Below are 14,186 nucleotides of genomic sequence, written 5' to 3'. Positions count from 1 at the left end.
TTTAGATCTGATTATTGGCATCGCCATAAGTTCTCCATTTCTCTAATGCTAAACGAAAATCCTCCGGTAATGGTACTTCAAAGTATAAATTTTCTTTTGTCTTAGGATGTATAAACCCTAACGACTTGGCATGCAGCGCTTGCCGTGGCAACAAGGAAAAGCAGTTGGACACAAATTGCTTGTATTTTGCAAATTGAGTGCCCTTTAATATCTTATCTCCTCCATAGGATTCATCACTAAATAAAGGATGGCCTATGGATTTCATATGTGCACGGATCTGATGGGTACGACCGGTTTCCAGTTCGCATTCGATTAAAGTAACATAACCTAAACGCTCCAAAACCCGATAATGGGTCACGGACCATTTCCCTTTTTCTGGGTCATCATAGACATCCATGATCCTTCTATCTTTCAAGGATCTTCCGATATATCCTGATACAGTTCCATCTTCCACGATATCACCCCAGGCAAGTGCGATATATTTCCTGCTGATGCTATGCTCATAGAACTGCTTCGCTAAAAAGGTCATCGCCCATTCGTTTTTTGCAATGACTAACAGTCCTGAAGTGTCTTTATCGATTCGGTGCACCAATCCTGGGCGACCTGTATTTCCAGGTAAAGTTGGTAATTGGTTCAGATGAAAAGTTAAGGCATTTACCAAGGTTCCCGTATAATTATTATACCCCGGGTGAACAACCATACCTGCCTCTTTATTAACCATCAGCACGTCATCATCTTCATAAACGATTGACAAAGGAATATCTTCTGGATAGACTTCGGTATCTCTCGGTGGATCTGGTAAAACAACGGTAATGACATCAAATGGCTTGACCCGATAACTGGCTTTGATTACTTTATCATTTACCTTGACAGAACCGGCATCAATAGCATTCTGAATCCTGTTCCTAGAGGTATTCTCTACCCTATTCATCAGGAATTTATCAATACGTAATAAAGCTTGACCTTTATCAGCAACTATCCGTAAATGCTCGAATAATTCCTGTTCGTCCTGCTCATTTTCCAATTCATCTAACATGCTACAAAAGTAGTATTTTAAAGCGTTCAACAAACTCAAAAGTAAAAATCCTATCTTTAATCCATGCTTAGTCAATTTCCCATCCATAGTCCCGAAGAAGAGATAAACCACCCAGTTTTTTCCAAAAAAGCTGTTCAGGTATTCATCAAACGGGATGACAAAATCCATCCCTTCATTTCAGGAAATAAGTGGCGCAAATTGAAATATTCTTTACAAGAGGCTAAGAACCTAAATAAAAATCTGTTGGTAACCTTTGGAGGTGCGTGGTCCAATCATCTGTTGGCTACAGCTGCTGCTGCTGCCCAATTTGGCTTTCAATCCCAAGGGATTGTTCGTGGAGAATCGGTTGATAATCCCGTATTGGCCATGTGCAGACTTTTTGGTATGAAATTGCAATTTATCGATAGGAGTTCATATCGAGAGAAAGAATCCTATTTTAATAACCATTTTGATTCTTCAACAGCCTATTTCATAGATGAAGGCGGGCGCTCAAACCTGGGCGTGCTGGGTTGCAAAGAAATTATTCCAGAACTTCAACAGGAATATGCTCACATTATTACGGCAGCAGGTACAGGCACTACTGCAGCGGGACTATTACAAGGAATTGATGAAGCAAATTTAGCATCCCGGTTACATGTTATTCCTGTTTTAAAAAATGGCGGATTTATTAAGGATGACATAGAAAAGTTCGAGGTTTCCACCAAGAATATGGATCTTCATCTAGATTATCATTTTTCAGGATATGGGAAATCAAACCCCGAACTCATCCACTTTATAAAAGATTTCGTTGCCTCCACAGGAATCATGATCGAACCAGTTTACACAGGTAAGGCGATGTATGGATTAGTTGATCTCATCAAAAAAGATTATTTTAAACCAGGTAGCCGAATCCTTTTTCTGCATACCGGTGGTTTAACAGGTTTGCTTGGACAATTAAACCTATTCTAAAAGCTAATTGAGCAATTTGCGTTATTTTCAAAACTAATTCTACCACTATTTTGTTAATTAAGTTGAATAAAATCGCAAAATATGAACAACCACCACGAACAGCATAACGAAATTGATGTAGATGTTATACTAGATCCACAACGTGTGGAAGCAGGTAGGCCTGTATCCATTAATATTTCCTTAAAGCAAGATAACAATGCTGTTTCTTTAGATACGGTGCATGAGAAAAAAATGCATTTATTGGCTGTCAATGATGAACTGACCTGGTTCGATCATTTACATCCCGAAGAAAATAAAGGCCCGTACCTAGTTGAAGAAACCTTTCCAACCGCTGGAAAGTTCCTATTATTCGTAGACTTCAAGCCTCAGGATGGGGAGCCCATGGTACACAAACATGAAATCCATGTTGTAGGGGACGAATTGAGTGAAAAAATTGAATTCCAACCGGAGATAGTCGCTAGAGAAGACGATTATATCATCACTTTGGTCAATGGCCGGGAATTGAATACGGGAATGCAGACCCTAGCCTTCACCGTTGAAAAAGAAGGCGAAATGTTAGGTGAAAAGGATTTGGAAAAGTATCTAGGCGCATCTGCGCACATTGTGATGATCGAAACCAAATCAAAAGATTTTTTACATATTCATCCCGTATCCAATAAGAAATATCCAATATATGCAGAAGCCCATATCGAAAAGGCTGGCAACTATCGGATTTGGGTGCAGTTTAAAATATCGGGTAAAGTCCATACCGTAGACTTTTCTGTAGAGGTATAATATTATTTGATTCCTATGACAAGAGGGATAGCTTTATTTTTATACTTTTGTTGCTAATCATTTAAAGCTATCAATCAAATACCTATGCGCTTTCGCATTTTTTTGCTTCTTTTCATATTTATCCAAGCTTCGAAACCAAAGCATGTAATTGCCCAAGTTCAGATCCAAGATACGATTAGTACAAAGTTGGAAAAGGATACCATCCATCCTACACAACAACTTTATGACATTGTGGACCTGTTCAAGGATATCAATCCTTTTAAGAAAAAGGATTCCACTGTAGTAAAAAGTACTAAAAGATCTGCAATTACCTATTTGCCCAACCTGAACTATAACCCATCTATTGGTGGTCAGATTGGGATCAAAGCGGTTGGAGGTAAAATTTTGGGTAATGAAGCCAACACAGCAATGTCCATAGGTGCGGCAGCGGTCAGTGCCACGACTAGAGGGATTATTGTGGGATACCTGATCCATGACATCTATACCCCTGGTAATAGATGGAACATCAAAGGAAATATGATGGTGGCCAAGGCCGTAGGACTGGATTATGGTATGGGTATAGGTGGTCCATTGGAGAATCCCACGGAAGAAGAATTGATCATGAACAATCCAGAACGTGAGCGTTATGTGAATAAGTTTATGGTTTATTCCATCAGTGAGCGGGTTTATAAAAACCTATTCCCTGGAGCTTTCGTAGGTGTAGGTTTCTTTTTTGAGATGAAACGGAAATTCGAAACCGTAGGTTCCGATCCAGGCATGGCACCTGTAGAAATATACAGCCGTTGGAATGGTTTTGATGCCACTCGTGTAAACAACAATGGCCTCATGTTGAATATGCAATACATGACAAGGGATAATCCGAATAGCGCTTATAAAGGCTATTATGTGGATTTGGTGCTACGTATGAACCAATCTTGGATGGGAAGTGCACAAAATGCATATCAATTACAGACAGATTTCCGAAAATATTGGCAATTGTCTACTGAAAGACCTAATCATGTATTGGCCTTCTGGAATTTCGGTTCTTACAATCTTGGAGGTAAATTGCCTTATGTGGATCTTCCAGGTACCGGAAAAGACCCTTATGCCCGAAGTGGTCGAGGATATACCTTAGGTTATTTTAAAGGAAGATCATTTTTCTATTCGGAATTGGAATATAGATTCCCTATCCTAAGGAACCAATTCCTAAGCGGAGTTGTATTTGCCAATGTGCAGACTGCTAATGACCAGATGGGCACCGAGTTATTTAAAATCTGGCAACCGGCTGGAGGTGCTGGCCTTCGACTATTATTCAATAAAGCAACCCGCACAAACCTTTGTATAGACTATGCCTATGGAAGGTTTGGTCAGCATGGCTTATTCCTGGGGTTGAACGAGGCATTTTAAAGACATTATTATTCATGACCCATATAAAAAGTAAATCACTATTAACTGTTGCTTGTTTGTGTTTTATCCCCTTTCTGGCAAAATCTCAAGAAACAATAAGAGATACCAGCTATAGGGAAATTGACCCTGTCGTGGTTAAAGCTTATTTCAATTCGCAAGCCTTACTAAGCTTGACTAGTCCATCTAAGGTTTTAACTAAACCATTACTTAATGCACAACAACCATCTTCCTTGATTTCAGCCATGAATACCACAGCAGGCGTACGCATGGAAGAGCGATCTCCTGGTAGTTATCGATTGGCTTTAAGGGGTAGTATGATCCGTTCTCCATTTGGAATCAGGAACACAAAAATTTATTTGGATGAAATCCCAATGACGGATGCCAGTGGAAACACCTATTTCAATCTTTTGGACCCTGTAGGGATTCAGCAAATCCATGTGTTAAAGGGCCCTGATGTTTCCTTGTTTGGACCAAATTCTGGAGGAGTAGTTCGGATTAGCCCTAATGGTTTGAGCCAACCAAATCATGAAAAATCCATTCTTTTACAGGGAGGGTCCTATGGAATGTTTCATCAAACTTTATCGATTGGACATGAAGTGAATAAAAAATACAGCTTTTCCTTTGACCAGGCATTATTAAGATCTGATGGATACCGTGAACAGACCGGTTTATCCAAAAAATATGTTCAGACTGCGCATCATTATCAATATAATCCCTCGGGAAGCTTAAAATTCTTAGGGATTTATAGTGATCTTGGCTATGAAACGCCTGGAGGTTTAACCCTTCAACAGTATGAAGAGAATCCTCAACAGGCACGTCCTGCTGCAGGGAATTTTCCATCTGCTGTTGACCAACAAGCTGGAATCTATAACAAGACTTTATTAGGTGGATTGATCCATGACTATCAATTTCAGTTTGGATTGAAACATGTCATATCTGTATTTGGCTCCCATACGGATTTTGAGAATCCCTTCATCACGAACTATGAAACTCGTAAAGAAAAGAATTTAGGATATCGAACCTATTTTTCATTTGATAGAAATCCATCAGAGGATTTGAGTTGGGAAGTTCAGGCAGGGATGGAATTACAGAAAGGTTGGTACCATATTAAGAATCATGAAAATAACCTTGGCGAAATAGGCAATCTGACAGACAATGACAGGTTGGATATGCTTCAGGATTCTTACTTCCTAAGAGCAAAAGCTCAATTGTTCAAGAAATTTACAGCTGAAGCATCATTAGGGCTCAACAATAACAGCATCAATTTCGAACGTGGAATGACAGATGAGCTTGCCAAAGGTGATATCGATTTTCATTCTAAATTGATGCCAAGGGTAGCCTTATCGTATTTAGTAGCTTCGAATACCGCTTTGCGTGCAGCCATTTCAACAGGTTATTCTACACCGACTTTATCAGAGGTTCGTTCTTCCGATAACCAGATCAATACAGGTCTACAGGCTGAATCAGGAACAAATTATGAATTGGGATTTAGGCAGGAAGCCTTCAATCGGAAATTGATTATTGATTTGACGGCTTATCACTATAAAATGGACAATGGCATCGTCCGACAGTTGAATGAAGAAGGCAATGAATTTTTTGTGAATGCTGGAAAAATTGATCAAAAAGGTTTAGAGACTAGTGTACTTACGGAATTAATCTCCCCTCAGCCTGAAAGATTTATCCAACAACTAATTCTTTCTACCAACCTGACATATCAGCATTATAAATTTGATGATTATCAGGTTGATGATAAAGATTTTTCTGGAAATAAGGTTACTTCTATTCCGGAATGGATGTGGGTGAATATGTTGGCCTTGAAATTTAATAAGGGCTTTGAATTGAATGTATTCCATAATTTCACGGATGAAATTCCGTTGAATGATGGAAATAGTGTTTTTGCAGATAAATATCATTTGGTTCAGGCGAAAGCTTCTTGGGGAATTGGATTTTTAGATAAGTATAAGGTTCAATTTTTTATTGGTGCTGATAATGTGTTGAACCAAAAATATTCTTTAGGGAATGATATTAATGCGATGGGAAATAGGTATTTCAATGCTGCTGCCCCTAGGAATTTTTATGGCGGGGTTAAGGTTGGTTTTTAAGTTAACCACGCGTCATTGCGAGGAACGAAGCAATCTTTCCACATGTCATGCTGAGCGAAGTCGAAGCATCTACATTTGGTACCCGTAAAGATCCTTCGACTACGCTCAGGATGACAAAGACCGCTCAGGATGACAAAGTCCAAAGATTGCTTCGTCGTGCCTCCTCGCAATGACGCAAAACCTTCTCGCAATGACGCAGAGTTGCCCTCGCAATGATGGGAATCACGCCCAAATCCACCATTTTCCTATGTAAAACCATTAAATTCACTACAAAAACACCCTTAAAACATACTTAAACCGTGTTTTTACTACCCTTACATACTAAAAACATACTTTCACATTACTTTCACCCTACTTTCAGTACGAACCAAACCCCTATCCTAATTCGACAAATAACTCGCCTTCACCGTTATATTAGCCGTCTTACTCCTAGAAGTTGTATTAAAAGCTCCCCCATAAGAAAACTCTTCATTATCATTCTGACCCGTAATTTGAAAAATCCCTAAATCCGCTTTCACCAGCTCCCCTAACGAAGAACCTGCCTCTTTTGCAATATTCTCGGCTCTTGAACGCGCATTCTGTGAAGCTTGAGAAATCAATTTCAACTTCAAATCCTCCAATCCAGAAAAATAATAACTAGGCTGATTCGAACTCAACTCAATCCCCTGCGATATCAATGCCGAAATCTCCCTTGACGCATTATCCACCTTATTCAAGTCCTTAGACTCCACACTGACATTCTGTGACAAACTATAACCAGAAAAAGTGGTATAACTATTCCCATTACTATCCGTAGAAGAATTAAACTCTCGATTTATATTCACCGCATTGAACAGAATTTCGGCCTCCTTAATACCCTGCCTAACCAAAAAATCCCGAACCAATTCCCTATCCCTCTTCAATTGCTCCGAAGCTTCGCTCAGATCCATGGATTTTCTACTATAAGAAGCAGACCATTTCACAATATCCGATTCAAAATCGGTTTTTGCATTACCAGTAACATTAATCGTATTTGAGTTTTTGTACTTGTATTTGTAAGCATTGGCAAACAACAAACCAAATATTATAAAAGCGATCCCTGCGATTACACTAATGATGATTCCTGTATTCTTCATGATATGGTCATTATTATGTTTATAATAAAATTGTTATAATCTCATTAAACCTAAGTTAACGTTTTTTTGAGTAATATTGATGTTCCAAACAATACAATTTATGAAACATAAATTCAGCTTACTTTTCATTAGTTTTTCCTTATTATCATTTGCCCAGGCCCAGAAAAAGCCAATCGATCATACGGTATATGATAACTGGAAATCTATTTCCAATCCTTCCATCAGTAAATCCGGGAATTATATCTATTATGCTATTGTTCCACAGGAAGGTGATGCATTGGCCATTTTGAAAAATAATAAAAACCAAAGTTTACTGGAAATCCCAAGAGGTAGTAATCTTAAATTAACGGAAAACGAAAAGTTTTTGATCAGCACCATCAAGGCCCCTTTTAAGGAAGTTCGTGAAGCAAGGATTAAAAAGAAAAGACCTGATGACATGCCCAAAGACAGTTTATTGGTTTTTGATATCCTGAAGAATAAAACCACTAAATTTCCTGCAGTAAAATCATCACAGCTAGCTAGAAAAGCGAATAATTATGTAGCCTTCATATCAGAAATCGTGTTGCCAAATCCTAAAAAGGACGAAAAAGCAGACTCGACGAAAAAAGAAGAGGTCAAAAAAGAGGTTATCGCTGCAAAAGATAGTACCAACAACAGAAGACCTAGCCCTAGAAAAGAGAAAACCACTCCTGTTCTCCATGTATTGGACTTGAATTCAGGTGACACTTCGCAAATTCTAAAGGCGGATAATTTTTATTGGAGCGATAATGAACAATATTTATTATTCACCCGCAAGGGCGAAGGCAAAGATACCCTGAATGAAGCTGGATTATATATTTACGATCTCGCAACCAAAAGCAGCAAAAAGATATCTAATGGAAAGGGAACTTATAAATCCTTCCGTTTTGATGATCAGAATCAGCAATTGGGATTTTTAGCTGAGAAGAGTCCGGAAAAAGCATTGCAAAAGGAATATAAGTTATATTATTATACTCCTAAACAAGACAGCGCTTACATCATTGCCGATAAGAACAGTTCAGGAATGCCAGAAAAATGGAATGTTTCTGGCGATGGATTCATCAATTTTAGTAAAGCAGGAAATAGATTGTTCTTTGGCTTGGCACCTATTGCCAGAGTAAGAGATACGTCTTTGGTAGACTTTGAAACCGCAAAATTAGATATCTGGCACTGGCAGGATGATTATCTTCAGCCGATGCAGTTGGTGAATGCCCGTCGGGATATGTCGCGTAATTATACTGCTCTGATCAACTTAGCCGGTAACCGGGCGATCCTTCCACTTTCCGATGATACCTTCAATAGAATCAGTTTAACCGGTGATGCGGATAATGAATGGGCATTAGCGACTTCAGATGCAGAATACCGTATTGAAACGCAATGGTCTGGAGGTTCCAAATCGGATGTATACCTGGTTTCTACCTTGACCGGAAAGAACAAATTAGTGATCAAGAACCTTTCCGGAATGGCCATGCTCTCTCCTACTGGAACACATGTGATCTACTTTAATCGAGAAAATGCCAACTGGTACAGTTATGATATCCAAAAAGAATCAACAACACATCTAAATGAAGGCTTGGCCATCAGTTTTGTAGATGAGGAAAATGATGTTCCTGCATTACCAGGTCCATATGGATTGGCAGGTTGGTCCAATGACTTTAAGAATATCTACCTAAATGATAGATTTGATATCTGGAAATTAAGTTTGGATGGAAAACATAAAAGCATGCTTACCAAAGGAAAAGGTCGTGAAAATCAAATCACCTACCGATATGTGGATATCAGCCGGGATGATGATCCAAGAAAAAGAGCGACTATTATTGATGAAAAGAAAGCAATCTATTTAACCGGTTTCAATAAAACCAACAAATATAACGGCTATTATAAATTAGATAAAAAAGGTCCACAAGAGATTTGGGCTGGACCATTTACCTATAGAATGCTTAGCAATAGTGAAAAACTAGATCAGGTAATCTATACCAAGGAAGATTATCAAAAGTCTCCTGATCTTTATTTATTGAGCAATCTTAAAAATGAAACCCGTTTATCAGACATCAATCCGCAACAGGCCAATTATAATTGGGGAACAGCGGAATTGGTAAAATGGAAAACTCCGAAAGGACATGAGGCAGAAGGTATCCTTTACAAACCGGAAAACTTTGATCCAAACAAGAAATATCCGATCATTGCTTATTTCTATGAGGTATTAAGTGATGGCTTGCATACCTACCAAGCACCTGCACCAACTCCTTCCAGATTGAATATCCCTTATTTCGTCAGCAACGAGTATTTGGTGTTTGCACCAGATATCCGTTATGAAACAGGATATCCAGGTCGTTCGGCAGAAGAATATATCAATTCAGGTATGCATCATTTAGCACGGAACAATGCTTGGGTAGATTCGACGAAGATGGGTATCCAAGGACAAAGTTGGGGTGGCTACCAGGTGGCACATTTGATCACCAGGACCAATATGTATGCCGCTGCTTGGGCAGGTGCTCCAGTAGTGAACATGACCTCTGCTTATGGAGGTATCCGTTGGGGAACAGGAATGTCTAGACAATTTCAATATGAGAACACCCAAAGTAGAATAGGCAAGCCACTATGGGAAGCACTGGATCTATATATAGAAAACTCTCCATTATTCTTTATGGATAAAGTGAATACGCCGGTTGCTATTATGCATAATGATAATGACGGTGCAGTGCCATGGTACCAAGGGATTGAATTTTTCACGGCATTACGTCGTTTAAATAAACCTGTTTGGTTGTTGAATTATAATGGCGATGACCATAATTTAATTCAAAGGCAGAACAGAAAGGATATACAAATCCGCGAAGCGCAGTTTTTTGATCACTTTTTGAAAGGTAAACCAGCAGCAAACTGGATTAAGAAAGGTGTGAAAGCTACGGAAAAAGGTATTGATTGGGGACTGGAAGTAGATTAATCCTTATTAAAAACCAATAATAGGCTGGATATTTTGTTATATCCAGCCTTTTTTTTGACACATTTATTGTTTTTCAAGCTTATTTTGTGATTTTTTTTTCAAAAAAATATTTTGAAATCGAGAATTTACCATATTTTTGAAATGTTTTTAGAGAGAATCATCACAAACTCAAGATATAAATATAAAAATATGTCAAATTCCAGATTCGCCGCCGTTGAAGAAGCAACAAAACACCACTTCAACGTGTCATCAGCAGTAACTTCAGAACGTGCTATCCATATTTTTGGTAAAAACGTTTTCACCACTGCAAAGATGAGGGATTATCTTCCCAAATCTACTTTCAATGATTTAAATACCGCTATTGATGAAGGAAATCAAATCAGTAGAGAGATGGCAGAGTTCATTGCACAAGCTATGAAAGCTTGGGCTATTGAAAATGGAGTATCACACTATACCCACTGGTTTCAACCATTGACCGGTTCAACAGCTGAAAAGCATGATGCTTTCTTTGAACCAGATGGAGACGGTGGTGCGATTGAAAAATTCACTGCAGATGCATTGGTACAACAAGAACCGGATGCATCTTCTTTCCCAAATGGTGGTATCCGTAACACCTTCGAAGCACGTGGATATACGGCATGGGATCCGTCCTCTCCTGCTTTCATCTATGAAACGGCCGCGGGAAAAACCTTGTGTATCCCAACTGTTTTTGTTTCGTATACTGGTGAGTCCTTAGACTATAAAGCTCCCTTATTAAAAGCAATTGCAGCAATCGATAAAGCAGCGACCGAAGTGGCGCAGTACTTTGATAAATCCATTGATAAGGTAACTGCTTCATTAGGTATCGAACAGGAATATTTCTTGGTAGATTTAGCCTTATATAATGCACGTCCGGACCTTCAGTTAACTGGAAGAACATTATTTGGACATATGTCTGCAAAAGGCCAACAATTAGAAGATCATTATTTTGGTGCTATCCCTGAGCGTGTATTAGCTTATATGGTAGACCTGGAAAATGAAGCCTTAAAATTAGGTATTCCTTTGAAGACTCGCCATAACGAGGTTGCTCCGTCGCAATTTGAATGTGCTCCGATGTTCGAAGAGATCAACTTGGCCATTGACCACAACCAATTGTTGATGAATCTAATGGAACAAGTGGCTATCCGTCATAATTTCAAAGTATTATTGCATGAAAAACCATATTCAGGCGTAAATGGATCTGGAAAACATAATAACTGGTCTTTGATTACCAATACAGGTGTTAATTTATTGTCTCCTGGAAAGACTCCTAAAAACAATTTGATGTTCTTGACCTTTTTTGTCAATACCATCAAAGCGGTTTTTGAGCATGCTGATTTATTAAGGGCATCTATTGCAAGTCATTCCAACGACCACCGTTTGGGAGCAAACGAAGCACCTCCTGCTATTATCTCCATCTTCTTAGGTTCTCAGTTGGATGAAATCTTGGAAGAAGTGGAATCTGCACGTGTTGCGAAGAAAGTGAAAGCAGATGCCAATCTATGGCATGGCATTCCAAAAATCCCTGATTTGAAATTGGACAATACCGATAGAAACCGTACTTCTCCATTTGCTTTTACGGGAAATAAATTTGAATTCCGTGCGGTGGGTTCTTCGGCAAACTCGGCATTACCCATGACGGTTTTGAATGCTATCGTTGCCGCGCAATTGATTGAATTCAAGAACGAAGTGGACAAACAGATCAAAAAAGGAATCAAAAAGGATCTTGCGATCTTGAATGTTGTTCGTAAATACATCAAGGATTCAAAAGCAATCCGTTTTGAAGGAAATGGTTACAGTGAGGAATGGGAAATTGAGGCTGCTGCTCGTGGTTTATCAAACATTAAATCAACACCTAAGTCTTTGGATGTTTATGTAACTCCAGAATCTATTGAATTGTTTGAGACGTTGGGGATTTATAATAAAAGGGAATCGGAAGCGAGACATGAGATTTTGTTGGAGAACTTCTTCAAGAAATTACAGATTGAGGCAAGGGTGATTGGGGATGTGGTTACTAGCCAGATCGCTCCGGCATGTATTATCTATCAGAATCAATTGATTGAGAATGTTAGGGGATTGAAAGATCTTGGATTGGGTAAAGAAGCATATAGTTCGCAATTGAATTATATTGAGCGCATCTCTAAGCACGTGAATATTATTTTGGAAAAAGCGGAAGAAATGCGTCAAGCACGTAAGAAATCGAATACTATTGAGGATATGCGTGAAAGAGCAATTGCTTATGATGAAATTGTAAAGCCTTTCTTTGATGAAATCAGGTATAATGTAAATAAATTGGAGAAATTGGTGGATGATGCAAAATGGCCATTGCCAAAATTGAGAGAATTGTTGTTTATACATTAGGGTGTCTAATAGATTATAGATTTTAAATAATAGATTTTAGATTATAGATAATAGACATTAGATTATAGATTTTGAAAAAGACCTCGTTTTACGAGGTCTTTTTCTTATTTTATTGCCTCTTTTCCTGCGTCATTGCGAGGAACTTTACACGTCATTGCGAGGCATTTGGTCATTGCGAGGAGGCACGACTTTCCGCGTCATTGCGAGGAACGAAGCAATCTTCCCGCATGTCATGCTGAGCGTAGTCGAAGCATCTGTTCGTTTGTACCCGTAGAGATCCTTCGACTACGCTACCAATGACATGTTGTATAACCTATTGTTAATCAGGTCAATGTATCTTCTCTAATTTCATATCGAACTCCAGTGCCAACCTGTTCAGGTACTTTTCCTTCTGCTTTTTCAATTGTGTTTCATAGGTCTGCACCCCTTGTTCCACATAGGTGGTCCCCTTTACCATCAGTCGCCAATACTGTGCTGCCAATTTGTTGGCCATGGCTTTGATGGCGATCATAGGCCCTTTTCTGGCCCGAAGCCTTCGTCCGAATTCCCCGATCGCTATTTTCTTGCTCTGTAGGAGTCCCTGTGCAATGACCCGGAATATCTGTCCGGTCAGCGGTTTCCCCTTCCGCTTGACCCTTCTGCTACTTGTGCCCGAGCTGTTCTGCCCCGGAGATAGCCCCAGCCAACTTGTGAAATGCTTCTCCGTGGCCCATCGTTCCAGATCGTTTCCCGTCTCGCTGTAGATCTGCATCCAGGTATAGTCCGTGATCCCGGGCAATATGGTGGCATCCCTGCCCTGGAAGAGGTCCAGCAGATGGGCGCCAAGGTCCCTGATGTCCGGCCTGTTGTGCCGTATCGGTTTCCTGGGCCCTGACTGGGTCCCTTTGCCGCCATCGCCGCCCTTCTGCAGCAGGGCTTCCAGCTTATGGTCACATTCGGCAATCTGCTTCATGTAGAACAGATAGGCCTCATGGGCGATCCTTAGGGCGAACACACCCCTTTCTGTATAGAAACCCTCCAGGGCGGCAAGGATCTCCTGGGACTTGGTCCTGCGCAGCCTGGTATGGCACAGGGACAGCAGGACACCAGGATCGCGCTCGCCCGACAGGATGGCACCGATGACGGCCATACCGCTTGCTCCATGGATCTGGCTCAGTACCTCGGGAAGCCTGATGTTCATTTCCACCAGGGCCTTCTGCATGTGGTTGACATGCATGGCGGCGTTCCGCAGCAGGTCCTCCCTCAGCCTCAGGTAGCTGCGGATCTCCTTTTGGTCCCCTTCGGCCACAAAGCAGCGGTTCAGCAGTCCATAGCTGTGCAGCTGCTGGATCCATTGGCAGTCCTTTACATCGGTCTTCCGTCCGGGGACCTGTTTGGTCTGGCGGCCGTCGACCAGCCAGACGTCAAGCCCTCCGGCGTGGAGGATATCGTAAAGGATGAACCAATAGGAACCCGTGGCCTCCATCTTGTCAAATATATCAGAA

At 40.2% G+C, this 14,186-nt stretch carries 9 protein-coding genes; 6 read left to right on the top strand and 3 right to left on the bottom strand.

Annotated elements, in window-relative coordinates:
• Position 1 precedes the first annotated feature (1 nt).
• On the bottom strand, positions 2–1,036 hold the full coding sequence (locus E3D81_RS03115; RefSeq protein ID WP_134776359.1) for an RluA family pseudouridine synthase: 1,035 nt from the start codon (positions 1,034–1,036) through the stop codon (positions 2–4).
• A 63-nt stretch (positions 1,037–1,099) separates the two neighbouring features.
• Between E3D81_RS03115 and E3D81_RS03110 the strand changes: the two genes are divergently transcribed.
• From E3D81_RS03110 to E3D81_RS03095, 4 genes are all read left to right on the top strand, one after another.
• Positions 1,100–1,984, top strand: coding sequence for a 1-aminocyclopropane-1-carboxylate deaminase/D-cysteine desulfhydrase (locus tag E3D81_RS03110; RefSeq protein WP_134776358.1), 885 nt, complete (start codon positions 1,100–1,102; stop codon positions 1,982–1,984).
• A gap of 81 nt (positions 1,985–2,065) precedes the next feature.
• On the top strand, positions 2,066–2,758 hold the full coding sequence (locus E3D81_RS03105) for a hypothetical protein (RefSeq protein WP_134776357.1): 693 nt from the start codon (positions 2,066–2,068) through the stop codon (positions 2,756–2,758).
• 84 nt (positions 2,759–2,842) lie between these two features.
• On the top strand, positions 2,843–4,144 hold the full coding sequence (locus E3D81_RS03100) for a BamA/TamA family outer membrane protein (protein ID WP_134776356.1): 1,302 nt from the start codon (positions 2,843–2,845) through the stop codon (positions 4,142–4,144).
• Between the two features lie 14 nt (positions 4,145–4,158).
• Positions 4,159–6,246 carry a TonB-dependent receptor gene (locus E3D81_RS03095; RefSeq protein ID WP_245153271.1) on the top strand — a complete coding sequence of 696 codons (2,088 nt, stop codon included), beginning with the start codon at positions 4,159–4,161 and terminating at the stop codon, positions 6,244–6,246.
• 380 nt (positions 6,247–6,626) lie between these two features.
• Here the strand turns inward: E3D81_RS03095 and E3D81_RS03090 are convergent, their stop codons facing one another.
• Positions 6,627–7,361: an SIMPL domain-containing protein gene (locus E3D81_RS03090; protein ID WP_099365590.1), complete on the bottom strand. Its 735-nt coding sequence runs from the start codon at positions 7,359–7,361 to the stop codon at positions 6,627–6,629.
• Positions 7,362–7,461: 100 nt separating this feature from the next.
• On the opposite strand from E3D81_RS03090, the gene E3D81_RS03085 reads away from it, so the two are divergent.
• Both E3D81_RS03085 and E3D81_RS03080 read left to right on the top strand, forming a co-directional pair.
• Positions 7,462–10,323: an alpha/beta hydrolase family protein gene (locus tag E3D81_RS03085; RefSeq protein ID WP_134776355.1), complete on the top strand. Its 2,862-nt coding sequence runs from the start codon at positions 7,462–7,464 to the stop codon at positions 10,321–10,323.
• Positions 10,324–10,512: 189 nt separating this feature from the next.
• Entirely contained in the window at positions 10,513–12,702 is a 2,190-nt protein-coding gene (locus E3D81_RS03080) for a glutamine synthetase III (RefSeq protein WP_099365597.1), read from the top strand.
• A 328-nt stretch (positions 12,703–13,030) separates the two neighbouring features.
• On the opposite strand, the gene E3D81_RS03075 is transcribed toward E3D81_RS03080, so the two are convergent.
• Positions 13,031–14,167: an IS110 family transposase gene (locus E3D81_RS03075; RefSeq protein WP_167554216.1), complete on the bottom strand. Its 1,137-nt coding sequence runs from the start codon at positions 14,165–14,167 to the stop codon at positions 13,031–13,033.
• Positions 14,168–14,186: the final 19 nt, after the last annotated feature.

The sequence above is a fragment of the Sphingobacterium sp. CZ-2 genome (assembly GCF_004526235.1).
In the GTDB taxonomy this organism is placed as follows: Bacteria; Bacteroidota; Bacteroidia; order Sphingobacteriales; family Sphingobacteriaceae; genus Sphingobacterium; species Sphingobacterium tenebrionis.
This window is presented reverse-complemented; position numbering and strand designations above follow the sequence as displayed.